This window comes from Flavobacterium restrictum (assembly GCF_007097245.1).
Lineage (GTDB): Bacteria > Bacteroidota > Bacteroidia > Flavobacteriales > Flavobacteriaceae > Flavobacterium > Flavobacterium restrictum.
On the sequence record NZ_VJZT01000006.1, the window covers coordinates 19,125 to 37,261 of the forward strand.

The 18,137-nt window shown below is 37.8% G+C and carries 11 protein-coding genes and 1 tRNA gene; 7 read left to right on the forward strand and 5 right to left on the reverse strand.

All coding sequences use genetic code 11. The features are described from left to right. Positions 1–35 precede the first annotated feature (35 nt). From FNW21_RS07245 to FNW21_RS07265, 5 genes are all read left to right on the forward strand, one after another. A complete protein-coding gene (locus FNW21_RS07245; protein WP_144256078.1) occupies positions 36–3,416 on the forward strand; it encodes a TIM-barrel domain-containing protein in 3,381 nt (1,126 codons plus the stop codon). Positions 3,417–3,419: 3 nt separating this feature from the next. Then, positions 3,420–5,738, forward strand: coding sequence for an RICIN domain-containing protein (locus FNW21_RS07250; protein ID WP_144256079.1), 2,319 nt, complete (start codon positions 3,420–3,422; stop codon positions 5,736–5,738). Positions 5,739–5,773: 35 nt separating this feature from the next. Beyond that, positions 5,774–6,790: a SusF/SusE family outer membrane protein gene (locus tag FNW21_RS07255; protein WP_144256080.1), complete on the forward strand. Its 1,017-nt coding sequence runs from the start codon at positions 5,774–5,776 to the stop codon at positions 6,788–6,790. A gap of 141 nt (positions 6,791–6,931) precedes the next feature. Continuing rightward, a complete protein-coding gene (locus tag FNW21_RS07260) occupies positions 6,932–9,481 on the forward strand; it encodes an RICIN domain-containing protein (RefSeq protein WP_144256081.1) in 2,550 nt (849 codons plus the stop codon). Positions 9,482–9,589: 108 nt separating this feature from the next. Further along, entirely contained in the window at positions 9,590–12,838 is a 3,249-nt protein-coding gene (locus tag FNW21_RS07265) for a TIM-barrel domain-containing protein (protein ID WP_185963897.1), read from the forward strand. 81 nt (positions 12,839–12,919) lie between these two features. Here the strand turns inward: FNW21_RS07265 and FNW21_RS07270 are convergent. Together FNW21_RS07270 and FNW21_RS07275 are read right to left on the reverse strand one after the other, a co-directional pair. Further along, positions 12,920–12,994: transfer RNA gene (locus FNW21_RS07270), tRNA-Val, on the reverse strand. Positions 12,995–13,076: 82 nt separating this feature from the next. After that, complete coding sequence (locus tag FNW21_RS07275) at positions 13,077–14,297, reverse strand: bifunctional folylpolyglutamate synthase/dihydrofolate synthase (protein WP_144256083.1); 1,221 nt, start codon at positions 14,295–14,297, stop codon at positions 13,077–13,079. Between the two features lie 129 nt (positions 14,298–14,426). Between FNW21_RS07275 and FNW21_RS07280 the strand changes: the two genes are divergently transcribed. Together FNW21_RS07280 and FNW21_RS07285 are read left to right on the forward strand one after the other, a co-directional pair. Continuing rightward, complete coding sequence (locus FNW21_RS07280; protein ID WP_144256084.1) at positions 14,427–15,122, forward strand: MotA/TolQ/ExbB proton channel family protein; 696 nt, start codon at positions 14,427–14,429, stop codon at positions 15,120–15,122. A 3-nt stretch (positions 15,123–15,125) separates the two neighbouring features. Continuing rightward, positions 15,126–15,521, forward strand: coding sequence for an ExbD/TolR family protein (locus FNW21_RS07285; protein ID WP_144256085.1), 396 nt, complete (start codon positions 15,126–15,128; stop codon positions 15,519–15,521). Between the two features lie 119 nt (positions 15,522–15,640). Here FNW21_RS07285 and FNW21_RS07290 read toward each other — a convergent pair whose 3' ends face one another. From FNW21_RS07290 to FNW21_RS07300, 3 genes are all read right to left on the reverse strand, one after another. Then, positions 15,641–16,699 (reverse strand): mannose-1-phosphate guanylyltransferase, encoded by a 1,059-nt coding sequence (locus FNW21_RS07290; protein ID WP_144256086.1) that lies wholly within the window; start codon positions 16,697–16,699, stop codon positions 15,641–15,643. A gap of 37 nt (positions 16,700–16,736) precedes the next feature. Beyond that, a complete protein-coding gene (locus FNW21_RS07295) occupies positions 16,737–17,345 on the reverse strand; it encodes a SprT-like domain-containing protein (RefSeq protein WP_144256087.1) in 609 nt (202 codons plus the stop codon). A 75-nt stretch (positions 17,346–17,420) separates the two neighbouring features. Then, positions 17,421–18,098, reverse strand: coding sequence for an SDR family NAD(P)-dependent oxidoreductase (locus tag FNW21_RS07300; protein WP_144256088.1), 678 nt, complete (start codon positions 18,096–18,098; stop codon positions 17,421–17,423). Between the last annotated feature and the right edge of the window lie 39 nt (positions 18,099–18,137).

Consider the following 18,137-nt stretch of genomic DNA (forward strand, 5'->3'; position numbering starts at 1 on the left):
TAAAGTTTTTGAACACTATTAAATTAAATAAGACTATGGATTATTTCTACTCCAAAAAAATAGGGAAAACAAAGCAATACCAACTACTAACCAAAAGAGATAAGTTGAAAATCGTATTGATAAGTTTCTTTGGTATGCTTTGTTTCAACACAATTACGGCACAGCAAAATGTTGTAATTGATGGCAATGCCAAATTTATAGTACTTAGCCCAATTCTTATTAGAACAGAATATGCTGGAGATGGCGTGTTTGAAACCAAAAAAAGTTTCAATATTACCAATCTAGATTTGCCAGTACCTACTTATACTTCTCAAGTCAATAATGGCTGGCTCGAAATTCAAACCGATAAGATTCTTTTGCGTTACAAACAAAATTCGGGACGCTTCGACCCGTCTAATCTCAAAATCAGTCTAAATCTCAACGGTCAATCTATAGAAGCTACACCGTGGTCATTGAACCTTTCTGGCTATAAAACCGAAACCGAAGAAATGGCCTTATTTGGAGGAGCCAATCTGGCTACCGACCACGTAAACTATACAGGGACTGGGTTTGTGGCAGGTCTTACAAATATTGGAGCAGGGATGGAGTGGAATTTGAACACAAATGTTTTGGTCGGCGATTATGTATTATCCTTAAAATATGCCAACGGAATGGGCAATGCCCGAACCATCAGTTTGTATATAGACAATGTAAAAACACAGATAACATTGCCCCAAACAACAAATTGGGATTCGTGGAATGTTTTCAACAAAAACATCTCTTTGACAACAGGTGCTCATATTCTAAAAGTGGTTTGCGAAACGGGAGATACTTATAATGTAAATGTAGATTGGCTTTCATTGAGTCCTGTGTCGAAATTTAATGAAATTTGCGAAGCCGAAAACGCAACGCTAGCAGGAAATGCCATTTCTCTTTCGGATCATATAGGTTATACAGGAACGGGTTTTGTTTCTGGATTGGATAATGTAGGTACTCGTATTAGTTGGGGGCTCAACAATACCGTTGCTAGTGGTACTTACACGGTTTCGTTGCGGTATGCCAATGGTTATGGTGGCGATGGTCAACAAATTAACCGTACTGTAAGTTTGTATATCGATGGTGTAAAAACACAAATAGCCTTGCCAGCAACTGCCAATTGGGACACTTGGAACGTTTTTCAAAAAGATGTTTCGCTGGCTATGGGGTTTCATACCATTCAAGTTTCGTGTGATTCTGGAGATACTTTTAATGTAAATGTAGATTGGCTTGCCGTGAGTCCTGTTGGTGCGTCTGTACCCAATCCTATCCCAAAAACACCAAACAAAAATTTGGGGGGTGGTGCACGTTCATTAGATACCAAAGGAGGTAAAATACCCTTATGGGATGGGCTTATGAGTCAAGACGGATGGTATCTAATAGAGGATAGTAAAACCGCATTGAGAGAAGCTGATGGGTGGGTTTCTAATCGACCTGTGCATCAAGGCGGATACCAAGATGGGTACTTCTTTGGGTATGGAACCGATTATCAAACCGCTTTGAAAGACTTTTATAAAATAACAGGAAACCCTCCCTTATTGCCCAAATGGGCGTTTGGTGTTTGGTATTCAAAATACGAAAAATATACTAGTTCTTATTATCAAAACACCTTGTTGCCTAAATTTCGATTAGAAAAAGTGCCAATAGATGCTTTGGTAGTTGATACCGATTGGAAATCACCAAACCAATGGAATGGTTGGAACTGGAACAATACCTTGTTTCCAGATCCACAAAGTTTTATTGATTGGGGAAAACAAGAAGGGCTAGCCATTGGTCTGAATATACATCCTTCTATACAAACCAATGACCCTAAATATGCCACTGCAAACGCAACCGCAGGAGGATTGCAGGGTACGGGTTGGCGACTTTTTGATTTCAGTAATAAAAATCACGCACAGGCATATTTTGATTTGCACACCCCTTTTAATGCACAAGGAATTCGTTTTTGGTGGTTGGATTGGGTCGATGGAAACATAAGTATGGCCGTAAAAGGGTTGCCACAAGAAGCTTGGTTGAGTCATCTTTATACTCAAAATAGGATAGAACGTGGCTTGAGAGGTTTTGCTTTCTCCCGTATTGGAGGAGGGTATAACGGTTATGGCAATACTGGTGTGCCCGATTTGGCTTGGTCAGATCACCGCTACACGCTTCACTTTACAGGAGATACATTTGATGAATGGGATTTGCTCAAATTTGCATCAACCTTTACTATTTCTGAGGGAAACCTTGGGATACCGTATGTGTCACATGACCTAGGTAGTTTCAAGGGCAGAACCTTAACGGATGACAAATACATGCGTTGGTTGCAGTTTGGAACCTTTCAACCCATTTTTCGTTTGCATTCAGACGACAATACCGATAGTTATCGTTTGCCTTGGCAGTACCCCAATGTGGTACAACAAGCCAAAGACTTTATTCGGTTGCGTCACGCCTTGGTGCCTTATACGTATTCTTTGGCTTACGAATCCTCAACGGGCGGTTTGCCTATAGTGAGGGGAATGTATTTTTATAATCCCGAAGCTCCCGAAGCCTACACCTTTGACAAGCAATATTTTTTTGGAAAAAACATACTCGTTTCGCCAATTGTATCAGGAGGTCAAGTTGCCTCTACGCAAGTTTGGTTTCCAGAGGGCAAATGGATCAATTATTTTACCAACGAAATTGTAACTGGGCCTACTACAAAAACAGTATCTGCCAATTATAATACCATGCCAGCGTATGTCAAAGCGGGAGGAATTATTCCATTAAAACCCTATTCTGATTATGTGAGTCAAAAAACAGATGATATGCTGACTATAAAAGTGTATGCTGGTGCCGATGGTGATTTTGCATTATATGAAGATGAAGGAGAGAATTTGAACTACCAACAGGGAAGCCATGCGATAACGAATATCTCGTATCTCGAAAATCAAAGAAAACTTACAATAACAGCACAACAAGGCAATTATACTGGAGCACCACAAACACGTACTTATGATATTGTGTTGTACAATGCCACAACGCCTGTTCAGGCCCTTTTGAACGGTGTTGCTCTCAACAACATTGCTCCCAATTCTGGTCAAGGTTGGTGGGTTGCAAACACTATTGTTTATGTTCACCTCAACGAGTCTTCGGTTCTAGAAGATAAAGTAATCTCTTTTGACGGAACACTATCGGTTGCAGACCAATCTAACAAACAAGGTATAAATGTATATCCAAACCCAGTAACAAACACACTTTTCTTTAGCACCGAAATGAAAGGGTCTAATGTGAGTGTTTATTCGCTAACAGGAAGTTTGGTTTTAAAACAAAAGATGGAAAACAATAATGGTCTGGATGTTTCTAAATTAAAAACAGGAACCTATCTGGTAAGCATAACCAAAGGAGGAGAAAAAACGGTTAAAAAAATTGTTAAAAAATAAACAATGAAAACTGGATACATAAAATGGATTCTATTTTTTATGCTGTGTGTCAGTAATTTGTTTTCACAAACAGCAGATCAAAGAGCAGAAAAGATACAAAACGGAACTAATGAAAGTTTCATGTTTGCAGATGGGAGTTATTATAAGCTTAACAATGCTTCTGATAATAACCCATACGGCTATGGATACTGGATACAAGCACACACGCTCGAAACACTTGCCGATGCGTATCAAAGAACTCGTAATGTGATTTATAAAACTCGAATGAAAAGTATTCTTGCAGGAATTCGAAAATACAACAATTATGGTGCAGGAACGTATCATAACGATTACTACGATGATTTGGATTGGTTGTGTTTAGCCAGTTTTAATTGCTACAATGCTACCAAAGACATGGAGTTTCTAGACGCCGTACACGATATATGGACCGAAATAAAAACAGGATATACAAATGGATCAATGTCGTGGAAAAAAGGGTGTAACACTCCTTGCAGAAATTCTATAGCGAATAGTCCAGCAATTGTTATCGCTGTCAAATTGTATCAATTAGAAGGGGATAATACCAACTTACAAATGGCAAAGGATATTCATGCTTGGATGAAAAACAACGTGTTCAATACAGATGGAGGTATCTGGGATAGTCCAATTAATTTCAATCCAGATTGGCAATTTTCATACAACTCGGGTATGTTTATCGCAGCTTGTTTGGAACTCAATCTGGTTACAGGAGAACAGTCTTATTTAGATGATGGGGTCAAAGCTTGTGATTTTATGATGAATTTTACAAGAAATGGCGGTGGGGCATTTTATCTGAATGAAACTGGACAAGGTGATGGGGGTTTGTTTAAAGGAATATTTGCAAAATGGTTCATTGAGTTTGTCCGTATTGCCAATTTACCTAAAGCCAAAAAAGAGCATTACTTGCAAACGATTAATTATACTGCCGATTATGTATGGAACCACGCAGTAGATAAAACTACTTTTTTGACGAATTCGGATTGGAAAAAATTGCCAACAGGAGCGATAGATTTATCTACCCAAACCTCGAGTCTCCATTTGTTCGAATCGGTAGCTAGTCTAAACAAGGTGCATATTTATCAAGACAGCAATTATGCTGGATCTTATGCGCAACTTTCACCAGGCAAATATACAACAGCACAACTTTTTTCAAGTGGTATTCCAGACAATTATATTACTTCTATAACTATTCCTCAAGGGTATGAAGTTACTGTTTATGAAAATGACAATTTCATAGGAGTTTCCAAAACGTTTTCAACAAACACAGCTTGGCTAGCCGATTGGAACGATCGAATTTCTTCTATACAAATAGCAGATACCAATAGTCCAGCTGTTACTCCTGTGTCTGCTGACACATCGGTAATAAATGTTTTTCAAGAAATAAACTATACGGGTTACAATGTAGCACTTGATATTGGAGATTATACTTTAACACAATTGCAAGCCAAAGGTATATTGGATAACGATATTAGTTCTTTTAAGATTTTAAAAGGTTTTAAAATGACACTCTACGATGGGGATAATTTTTCAGGACAATCCATAGACTTAACTTCCAACGGTGCTTGGCTTGCTGATTGGAATGACAAAACAACTTCATTGCGTGTTCGTGCCAATGGCGATCCTACTTTGGGAGGTGTGTACAGTATCCAAAATAAAAACAGTAGCTTGAATATGGATGTTTGGGGTTCTAGCCAAGCATACGGTGGTAATATAGTACAAGGAACGGTTGGGACAGGAGACAATCAAAAATTTATCTTGACTCATTTGGGGGATGGTTTGTATCAAATTATTGCCAAGCACAGCGGTCAGGCAGTAACCGTTGCCGATTGCAACTCAGACAATGGTGTCAATATGATTCAATCCCCCTATACTGGTGCGTCAAATCAACAGTTTGTGTTGGCATCAATTGGCGAATATTACAAAATTATACCTAGAATTAGTGGTAAACTAGTTGAAGTTTCCAACTTTAGTAGTGCCAATGGTGCCAATGTACAACAATGGACAGATGTGGGTAGTCAAGCCAGCGGACAATGGAAATTAATTTCAGTAGCATCTTTGGGACTAGAAAAAAAAGAATTAGCCTCAACTGTATACGTTTATCCAAATCCAGTGGATAACACTGTATTTTTTAATACAGAAATGGAAGGAAAAAATATAAGTATTTTTTCTTCAACAGGAAGTTTGGTTTCGGAACAAAAAGTAAGTAGCAATAATAGTGTTGATGTTTCCAAATTAAGTACGGGTACCTATTTTATTGGTACGACGAAAAGTGGCGACCCAACTGTAAAATTCTTAAAAAAATAATAACACTTAACAAATAACCTTAAAAATTAACAATTATGAAAAATCGTTTTAAATTACTCGTAACCGCTCTAATCATGACATTAAGTCTGTCATCATGGAGCCAATTCAACTCAATTGGTGTTGTAGGTAATGCCACTGCTAGAGGATGGCAGTCTTGGGGAAACCCAATGGTTCAATCTCCGGATAATCCCAATATTTTTACTTGGATAGGTAACTTATATGCAGGAGAATTAAAATTTCATGCTGATCGTGATGGTGACTGGAATGCTAATAAATGGCTATATGCACCTGCTGCAAATAGTGCTATACTCACAGCATCAACCGACAAAATAGGTATAAACAATGACCCTAATCAACCTGATGATAAATGGGTAGTACAAGCTGGAGAAGAAGGGCTGTATAAAATTACTATAAATGTTTTAGAAAACACAATCCAAGTAGTGCCAACTGCACCAATAGCTACTATAGTAGGCGACGCATGTACAGCTGGTTGGAATCCTACAGAGGGACTTCCATTTACACCTACAACAGATCCAAACATTTTGACTTGGACTGGAGCCTTGGGTGCAGGACAATTCAAAATCAATTTAGGTACAGGAGAATGGGTTGATAATGAATGGTTTGGTTCAGTACTAGACGGTACTTCTATAATGAACGGTGGTCAAATATTGACTAATGATCCAGCTTTAAAATCAAGAGGAGGTAACCCTGATAACAAATGGAAGGTGTCAGCTACAGAAGCCGGGACATACAAAATAAGTATCAACCTAACGGATAATACAATTACGATACTAGACAGTGCGCATTTGGGGCTTGTTAACCTAGCTGTAGAAAAAGTAGCTGTTTATCCAAATCCGGTAACCAACACACTTTTCTTTAACACAGAGATGAAAGGAACCAATGCGAGTATTTATTCTATATCAGGAAAATCGGTTTCTAAACAAAAAATTACTGGAAATTCCATAGATGTTTCGTGTCTAAATTCGGGAGTTTACATCATAGTTTTTGATAAAGATGGTGAAAAAATAACAAAACGATTTATTAAAAAATAATAGCAAACACTATTTTCTTGTTTTTTTAAACCAAGAATTAATTTAATTGGCATTTCTAAAAACTCACTTTTTTTTGCGGGTTAAAAATTATAAATAATTGTAAAAAATATAGTTTTTAGAAATGTTTTAAAAATAGAAATCATGATGCGAATTACAAAAAGCAGTTATACAATATTTAACCCAACAAGATTTCGCTTTACATTATTTTTAGTATTGATGAGTTTTGCTTATTCCGTTCAAGCACAAACAAGTGGTAATCCTTTGTTTACTGGAGCAGACCCAGAGATTCACTATTTTAACAATAAATATTACATCTATACTACGGCCACCTACGGCACACAGTTTCATGCTTATTCCTCAATAGATTTGACCAACTGGAAAGACGAAGGTGTTATTATGGATCTTTATCCAGATTGTCTTTGGGCACAAAATAATGGTTGGGCACCAGCAGTTGTTTTCCGTAACAATAAATATTATTTTTATTATACTGCCGAAACCAAAATAGGAGTGGCAGTGGGCGATACTCCCATTGGTCCTTTTAAGGATTCTAATGCTGCACCGCTTATTGCAACAGACCCTGTAATGACAGATATAATTGATGCCATGGTATTTACAGATGACGATGGTCAAAACTACATGTATTATGGAGGATCGGGTCAAAGCAAATTGTCGGTACGCATATTGGGTGCCGATATGGTTTCAGTTGGTGCACCTACAGATATAACTCCTCAAAATTATACCGAAGGCCCCTTTATGATTAAGCGAAATGGTATTTATTACATGACTTATTCTAATGGCTATTGGGGTGATCAAAGTTATAACGTACAATATTCAACTTCCAATACGCCAATAGGGCCTTGGACATACAGAGGTTCTATACTTAGCTCAAATAGCGAAGACAAAGGGCCAGGACATCACTCGGTTATAAAAATAGGCGATTGTGATGAGTATTATATTGTATATCATCGATACGAAAACGCATCAAACGGAGACAGAAAAATTGCCATCGACCACCTTTATTTTAATGCGGCTGGATTGATAGATCCTGTAAACATGACCAATTATGGCGTAAAACCCAGAGTACCCGATAATTCTTGTTCTTCTACAGCCGTAGCCCCAATTGTTTCTGGAGGGGTTTTTAAAGTAACGCACAAAGGTACCAATCAATATTTGGAAGTTGCGGGCAGTAGTAGTCAAGCTAATGCCAATGTTCAACAAAATACCGATAGTGGCAATGATGCACAACGTTGGATTATTACCCTAGAATCGGATGGGTTTTATAAAATGACGCACAAGGGAACCAATCAGGTTTTGGATGTAGCAAATGCAAGCAACCTACCCGATGCCAATGTGCAACAAAACGCAGACAACGGTAGCGATGCACAACGTTGGAATTTGGAAGCTATGACTGATGGTTATTTTAAGATAACCCACAAAGGAACCCATCAATGTTTGGATGTAGATCAAAACAGTACTGCTCCTCTTGCCAATGTAAAACAATACACCGATAGTGGCAATGATGGACAGCGTTGGAAATTGGAATTGGTTCAAGCCCCAATTCTTTCAGGAGGATTGTATCGATTAACGCACAAAGGAACCAATCAGGTCATCAGTGTAAATGGCGATAGCACCACCGCAGGAGCCAATGTACATCAATGGACAGACAGTGGCAATGTTGATGCACAACGCTGGTATATTACGCTAGAAAGTGATGGGTTTTATCAATTGAAACACAAGGGAACCAACCAAGTTTTGGATGTGGATAATAATAGCAGTAACGATGGTGCCAATATACACCAATACAATGATACGGATAATGATGCCCAACGTTGGAAACTGGATTTGATGCCCGACGGCTATTATAAACTAACCCATAAAGGCACCAATAAATGCCTTGATGTCAACAATAATCTTGCAGAACCAGGTACTAATATTCAGCAATGGACAGATCTTGGCAACGATGCTCAGCGCTGGAAATTGGATTTAATGCCAGACGTAAATCCAGTAATTGGCAACGGAACAGGTGTTTATGGAAACTATTTCAACGGAATGAATTTTGAAACGTCTGTATTCAATAGAGTAGATCCAACTATTAATTTTGATTGGGCATTTGCTTCTCCAAACCCTAGCGTCAATGCCGATCAGTTCTCCATACGTTGGACAGGTCAAATACAACCCAAGTATAGTGGCGAATATACTTTTTATGCAACCAGTAATAACGGAAGACGATTATGGATCAATAACCAACTTATTATTGATGGGTGGATAGATGATTTAGGAGAATACAGGGGCAAAATTTTTCTTGTGGCGGGGCAAAAATACGATATCAAATTAGAATATTTTGACAACAGTAGTGCCGCTAATTGCAAACTAGAATGGTCTAATTTTCTACTAGGAAGAGAAATAATACCAATGACCCAATTGTATGCCAGTAGTTTGTCTATTAATGACAACCAACAATTAAGTAACAAAATCACTATACCAAATCCTGTTGATGAAATTTTGCATATTATGTCTGATATTAATCTCTCGTTTGCAGATATCAAAATATTTGATATTCAAGGCAGACTTTTGAGTAATCCAAAAAAATTTGGCAATGAATTGTATGTGGGAAATTTGACGAAAGGGATGTATGTGCTTCAAATTCAAATTGATGGTGCTAAATGTATTAAAAAATTTATTAAAAAATAAACTCAAAATAACAAATTCACTTCAAATAAAAGGGTTCAAATTTTAAAACAGCATTGTTTTGATGGTATTATTTGAAGTGTTTATTCAAGATTAATTTTAAAAATGAAAATGAAAACCAAACAATTTTTGATTATCCTTTTTTTTCTTGCTTCGGCAACTCTTTTTGCCCAAGAAAACAACCCTGTTGCCAATCCAGCGGCAATCGTAGTGTCTGGCAATGCACGCTTTACAGTGCTTTCGCCACGCGTTATCCGTATGGAATGGAGCGCTGATGCAAAATTTACAGACAATGCTTCTTTAACCATTGTAAATAGAAACCTTCCTGTACCTGCTTTTACTCAAAAAGAAACTAATGGTATGCTAGAAATTACTACCGATCTAGTAAAACTAAAATACAAAACGGGCTCTGGCAAGTTTACCCAAAACAACCTAAGTGTAGATTTTATGGCTAACGGAAAGTCAACTACTTGGACAATAGGATTGCAAAACAAAGGAAACCTTATGGGTACAACACGCACATTAGATAATGTTGATGGCGAAAGTAAAGAACTGGAACAAGGTATTATTTCCCGTGACGGCTGGTATGCGATAGACGACAGCGGACGTCCGCTTTTTGACAATTCCAATTGGGCTTGGGTAATGGCTCGTCCTGGATACAAGCCACAAGATATTTACCTTTTTGCGTATGATTCAGATTATAAGATGGCTCTTAAAGAGTACACCAACATTGCAGGCAAAATTGCGATGCCTCCCCGTTTTGCCTTTGGGGCATGGTGGTCAAAATACAGGGAATACACTGATACTGAATTTCGGGAACTGGTAGGCGAGTTCAAGACCCACGATGTGCCACTGGATGTGTTTGTAATAGATATAGACTGGCATATAAAATCGTTACCTAGCTTTTTTAAAAACGGTCAGCGACAACGTGATCAAGCAGGAGAAGATGCGGGATGGACTGGATTTACATGGAATAAAAATTTCTTCCCTTCGCCAGAAAAATTTTTAAAATGGACCGATGAGCAACATCTCAAAACCTGCTTGAATCTGCATCCAGCTTCTGGAATACAACCCTTTGAGGATGTATATCCCGAAATGGCAAAAGCCATGGGAATAGATCCTGCTACAAAAAAGTTTGTCCCTTTTGACATTACCGACAAAAAATTTGCAACCAATTATATGGATCTTGTGTTGCATCCTGTCGAAAAAATGGGGGTCGATTTTTGGTGGCTCGATTGGCAACAATGGGGCAATACCAAAATTCCGGGTGTAAACCCTACTTTCTATCTCAATTATGTACATTATAGCGATATGGAACGCCAAAACAAAGTGCGTCCATTAATATTTCACCGTTGGGGAGGATTAGGAAATCACAGATACCAAATAGGTTTTTCTGGCGATACTTATGTGACATGGAAAACACTAGACTATCAACCTTATTTCACGGCTACAGCCGCAAATGTTGGCTTTGGGTATTGGAGTCATGATATTGGAGGACACCAAGGAGGGGCAGGCACACCTGAACTTTATACCCGATGGATTCAGTGGGGTGTTTTTAGTCCTATATTTAGAACTCATGCTACGGCTATGCCTTGGCACGAACGTAGAATATGGGTATATCCGTTAGAAAATTTTGAAATCATGCGAGAAGCTTATAAGTTGCGATATTCGTTGGTGCCTTATCTGTATAACGAAGCACGTAATACTTATGAAACAGGTGTTTCTACAGTTCATCCTATGTATTATGAGTATCCCAAGAACGAAAACGCTTATACTATTGCCAACCAATATATGTTTGGTAGAGATATGATGGCACACCCTATTACCAAACCTATTGAAGAGGGAAGTCTTTTTCTTTCGCACGAAACGTGGTTGCCAGAAGGCAAGTGGTATGAGACCAGTAAAGGAAGTATTGTTGACGGAAACAAAAAAGTTACAATGCCATTTACATTAGGAGATATTCCTGTTTTTGTAAAAGAAGGTGCTATTATCCCGATGCAACCAAAGGTAGAAAGAACCGATGAGAAACCATTGAACCCGCTTATTCTTTCTTTTTATCCTGGTAAAAAAGGTGCATTAAGGCTGTATGAAGACGAAGGAAATAACAACAATTTCAAAAAAGGAGCTTTTACCTACACCCCAGTAACTTCAGAACGCATTGGAAACACTATGAATATTACCATAGCACCTGTTGAAGGTTCATTTCCTGGAATGTTGTCTTCAAGAGGATACGAACTTCGTTTTCCTTGTTCTTTTCCTCCAGTAACGGTAACGGTTAACGGTCAAAATAGCATTTATAATGCAGCCGCTAAAGTGGGTAGTTGGTCTTATACCGGAAACGATTTTGAAACGCATATTTACTTACCAGAATTGCCAACAAACAAAGCCGTTGCTATCAAAGTACAATTTCCTGATTATGACCAACAGCTTCTTTCTGGTAAGAAAGCACAGCTTAAATATTTGAAGAAATTTGAAACATTTAGGGTTCTAAATGACTGGAATAATAGCTTGTATGATGCTTCTGGAATCATATCACTTTCGCAATTTGGTCAAAACCTAGAGTACAATCTGGGAGATATAAAATCGGAAATTAATACGTTTAATGATAGATGGAACAACGCACTTTTGACAATTCAAACCGTTAGCGCAACCAATAAAGCCTTCAAGCCATACTACGAATTGCTCAAACAATACGGGAGTATTGCCGAAAGACCAGAATTTAAAACCGCATCAAGCAACCTAGACCTTGAAACCAAAACAAAGGTGGAGTTTGTAACAAAAGGAACCGACAAAATATATTGTACCACCAATGGAACTACGCCAACACGCAGTTCACAATTGTACGCAAAAGCGATAGAAGTAACCCTGCCTGCACGTGTAAACGCAATTGCCTGTCCTGCGGCAAATGGTGTTTGTAGTGCTGTTGCTTCCAAAGTATTTTATAATAACAAAACAGGATTAAAGTATAGTTTATACAAAGGAACTTGGGAAAAAATGCCCGATTTCAAAACGCTTACTCCCGTTGACAAAGGAGCTGTTCCTGATTTTGATTTGAGTAAAATCAAACATGATGATACCAATTATGGCATAGTATATAACGGATTTATAACCATTCCTGCTGACGGAAAATACACTTTTTATATCACTTCAGACGATGGTAGCACCTTTTACATCAATAACCAATTGCTTATTGATAATGACGGACTGCATGCTTTTGATGAAAAAAGTGGCGAAACAACCTTAAAGAAAGGGCAATATCCAATTCGGGTAGAATTTTTTCAAGGCAATTATGGGCAAGGGCTTTCGGTTGATTTTTCGTCAGATAAAATGGCTAAAACCAGCCTTTTTCCATCACTTTAGAAGAGTTGTATTGATCCTCAATAATTCAAAAACGTCTAAAATAAAAATCCTTTAAATCATAAGATTTAAAGGATTTTTTTGTGGGCGATGAGGGGTTCGAACCCCCGACCCCCTCGGTGTAAACGAGGTGCTCTGAACCAGCTGAGCTAATCGCCCTTTCGGGCTGCAATGTCTTTCGTTATTGCGAGTGCAAATATAGACTACTTTTCTTGATTTGCAAGCGAATTATCAAAAATATTTATAAAATTTCTGCCACGACAAAGGTGCTGCCACCAATGTAAATAAAGTCGGTGGATTGTGCTTTTGCGCAAGCTTCTTGATAGGCATCTGAAACAGAGTGAAATATAGTGCCGTTTAAGTTGAATTCAGTAGCTTTTTTTGCTAAAACAGCAACATCTAATCCACGGAAAATACTGGGTCTGCAAAAATAATAAATGGCTTTTTTGGGAAATAAAGGTAGAATTTCGTCTAAATCTTTATCGTTTACCACACCCAAGACAATGTGTAGCGTATCGAATTTTTCTTTTTGAACTTGATTCATCACGATGGTTAAACCGTGTTTGTTGTGGGCTGTGTCACAAATTATTTTGGGAGATTTTCCTAATTGTTGCCATCTGCCTAACAAGCCGGTGTTTTTAACCACATGCAACAATCCCAAGTTAATATTGGTTGGAGCCACATTATATTGTTTTTGAGCCATCAAAACTGCAATTGTTTGAAGTACTGTTTTTTTGTTGTGTGCTTGATAATCGCCTTGTAAATCCGAGGGTGGTGTTTGGGCAATTAACTCGGATGCAAAATAAATGGGAGCTTGGTTTTCTTTGGCTTTGGCCAAAAAAATAGGTTTAGTTTCGGGGGTGTATTCGCCTATAACGACAGGAATATTCGGTTTGATAATTCCAGCTTTTTCACCAGCAATTGCCTCGAGCGTTGTGCCTAGAAACTGTGTGTGGTCAATGCCTATATTGGTAATGACAGAAATTAGGGGGGTGATAATATTTGTTGCGTCCAATCGTCCGCCTAAACCCACTTCGATTATATTGATATCCGTAGCTTCTTTGACAAAATAATCAAAAGCCAAACCAACCGTCATTTCAAAGAAACTCATCTCGTTCGCTTCAAGGAACGTTTTGTTTTTTTGGATAAAATCACAAACAAAGTCCTCCGAAATTGCAATGCCATTTATTTTGATACGTTCTCTAAAATCCTTGAGATGTGGAGAGGTATACAAACCCACTTTGTATCCTGCTTCTTGCAAAATAGAGGCGAGCATGTGTGAGGTCGAGCCTTTACCATTGGTGCCTGCTACATGAATGCACTTTATTTTTTGCTCGGGATGCTCTAAATGTTTGGCGAGTAATTGAGCATTGGTCAAATCCTCTTTATAGGCCGATGCGCCTTGCAATTGGTACATGGGGAGCTGGTTAAACATCCAATTGGTGGTTTCTTGGTAATTCATTTTTTTAATTATGCGATCGAAAAATAAAATATTTCTCTATTTTTTTTGTTTACTACTACACTGCAAAGTATCTTTAGTGCAAAATTGAAATATTTTTTATAAATAACACCCAAAATACACTGTTAATATATGTTTAGTTTTATACAATTACAAGCTGACACGCTTACAACCGCTGCTTCTAGCGTAGTTATTGAGAAAATTGCTCCCAATACTGAAATCTCTGTTCTTGGATTTATCTTAAAAGGGGGATTCTTTTTGATTCCAATTGCTATTTTATTGTTCTATACTTTTTATGTCATTATTGAGCGCTACAGGTACATTAACAAAGTTTCAAAAATTGATCCTCGCTTGATGGGTGACGTTCGGGACAATTTGGTTTCAGGTAATTTGGATATGGCGCGTGCTATAGCAGAGCGAAGCAACTCGGCATCGGGGAATATTATCAAAGAGGGAATTCTGGTTATTGGAAGACCAATTGCCGAGATTGAGTCGAATATGGATCGTGCTGCCGATATAGAAATTGGTGAAATGGAAAAACAGTTGAGCCACCTAGGACTCATTGCAGGAATTGCGCCCACATTAGGATTTATAGGTACAATATCAGGTGTTATAAAAATTTTTTATAGCATATCCGTAACCGAGGACATCAGTATTGGCAACATATCGGGTGGTTTGTACGAAAAAATGATTAGTAGTGGATCTGGATTATTAGTAGGCATAATTGCCTATAGTGCGTATCACTTATTGAACGGAAAAATAGATAATTTTGCCTTGAAAATCCAAAAACAAATTCTAGAATTCGTAAATATTATTCAAAGATCTTAAGTCATGTCTATCAAAAGAAAAAGAAGATTTCATGCCGAAGTGGCGACCTCGTCCTTGAGTGATATTATGTTTTTTTTGCTGTTGTTTTTTCTAATTATCTCAACTTTGGCAAATCCAAATGTTATCAAAATGACTTTGCCAAAAGCCAAAGCCAATGAAAAAACTAACAAGCAATTCATTAGTTTATCCGTAACCGAAGATAAAAAATTCTTTATTGATAAGGAACCAGTACCTTTTGAAGCTCTTGAAACCACATTAATGTCTAAAATGAATGCGCAAAAAGACCAAACCGTAGTGGTCCGAATTCCATTCAATTTACAAGTGCAAGATTTAGTCGATGTGTTGCAAATAGGAGTCAAGAACAACTTGAAATTTGTAATTGCTACAAGTCCCAAGTAAGGACAATAATCATCAAAAGCGGAAGAAAAATGATTAGATAATAATTTTATTTAATCATAAAAAAAGGCTTAAAGTATACACCACTTTAAGCCTTTTTTTTATGAAAAATTGTAGCGTATTTATTTTTTTAATTTGGCGGCAATCCCTTTGATTTCTTGCTCTTTACTTTTTGGGTAAATCAACAATACATCCTCTTTGTCGACTACTATAAAATCATTCAAACCATCAATAACGACTAGTTTTTTTCCTGCCGTTCGGATGATGTTATTAGAAGCGTTTTCTAAAATTACCGTTGCATTTACAACCGCGTTATCCTGACTGTCTTTGGGTAATTTATCATACAAAGAACCCCAAGTTCCCAAATCATTCCAATCGAAAGTTGCGGGAAGCACAAAGGTATTTTTTGCTTTTTCCATAATGGCATAATCGATAGAAATATTAGCTGCCAATGGATAATTTTCTTGAATAAATGCTTTTTCACTTTCGGAGTTGTAACTAGCGTAACCGTTCATAAAATGGGCAAACATCTCGGGTTGAAATTCTTCGAAAGCCTTCAAAATGGAGCGAACACTCCAAATAAAAATACCGGCATTCCATAAATAATTCCGACTCTGTATGAACTTTCTAGCAGTAGCATAATCCGGTTTTTCACGAAATTGAACAACCTTTTTTATAGGACGACTGTCTAATTTATCAAACTCGATGTAGCCGTAACCCGTATTAGGAAACGTAGGTAAAATCCCCAAAGTCATAAGTGTGTCCTCACGTTCGCACAAATCAAAAGAGCGTTGCAAATTAGCAATAAACTGCAATTCGTCTTCAATCCAGTGGTCGCTTGGTGCCACAACCATTACTGCGTCAGGGTTTTCTTTTTTTATTTTCAAGGAAGAAAATAAAATACACGGAGCCGTATTTCGCATGGCTGGCTCCAGGACAATTTGCTCTTGTTTCACCATTGGCAATTGCTCCAGAATGATGGCATTGTAGCTCTCATTGGTCAAAATCAAAATATTTTCTTGCGGAATTAATTGTGACAATCGGCTAAAAGTTTTTTGAATAAGTGTTTCGCCAGTTCCCAACATATCGTGAAATTGTTTTGGAAATTCGGTGGTACTTACTGGCCAAAATCGCGATCCTACGCCACCTGCCATTAAAATTGCATAATAATTTTTATTCATCTTTATCGTTTTTATAGCCCAAAAAGCTAGTTGTTATTTATTGATTTGAACTCGGTATCACTTCTACTTCTGCGTTGGGATTAAACAAATACAATCGGTTGGAACTCAATTCAAGGCATTCAAATCGTTTGGTTCTAATGGCTATTTTCTTGAAAATTTTTCCGTTTTGTATTCGAAAAACGCTTCCATACGGAATTTCAAAGATATAGTTTTTGTCGTTTTGTTGGTCAAATTGTTTTAAGGCCAATGCCAAAGTGGCATCGGTGTCGCTACTTGCCGTAGGATTTTTGAAATGTCTGGCCAGTAACGGCAGCAATTGATTGGGAAAAATTTCGGGACGTATAAACGGGATCATCAACCGTTGAAAGGAATATTTCCATTCGTTACCATGCGGTTTGATGTTGCGACCAAATTTTTCGAATGCGACCAAATGCGAAATTTCATGAATCAAAGTTATCAAAAACTTGTACTTATTAAGGTTCGAATTAACCGTAATTTCGTGTTTGCCGCTCAACCCTTTCCTGTAATCTCCATGACGGGTTTGCCGCTCGTTCACAATTTTAAGATGCACTTGATTAGCGACAATCAGTTCAAAAACTGGTTTCACGGCCTGTTCAGGGATATATTTTGATAAGGTTTCGGACAATAGTTATGAGTTATAGATTATGAGTTATGAGGCAATAGACACTTAACAAAGCACATTTACCTCTATCACTTTTGATTAAGGATTTGTAGAGGAAACCTCTAGCACTTTTCCGTTATAATAGGTGTTTCCTGTAAGGGTAAAATCGTAAATATAATGTGCCATTGCTGCTGCCGAAAGTGGTGCTTCATAACCAGGAAACGCTTCTTGCAGCATCTCGGTATTTACGGAACCAAGCGCCAAAACATTAAACGCTATTCCTTGTTCCTTATATTCTTCGGCTAATAATTCGGACAACGTAATTACTGCTCCTTTGCTGGAGCTATATGCCGCCAAACCAGAAAATTTAAGGCTTCCTTGTATGCCACCCATAGAACTAATCGTAACTACATGACTTCCTTTTTGCAAAAAGGGCAAACAAATTCGGGTGAGATTTGCTACGCCAAAAACGTTGACTTTATAAATAGTTTCGAAATCAATTTGGGTTGTTTCCTCAAATGGTTTGAGTAATAGAGCACCTGCATTATGAACAACTGCATCCACTTTTTGCCAAGATGTAGCGAGAAAATCAGTTACTTTTTGCAACTCTGATTCCTTGGATAAATCGACCGAAAGACAGCTTATGTTTTTGTTTTCTAAAAGGGTTTGCGGTATTTTTCGAGAAAGAGCCAGCACTTGATGACCAGCTGCAGCAAATTCTAATGCCAATTCGTATCCAATTCCTCTACTTGTTCCAGTAATAATGATGTTTTTCATAAAGCAAAAATAAACAAAAACCCCAAAACAAGCCGCTTT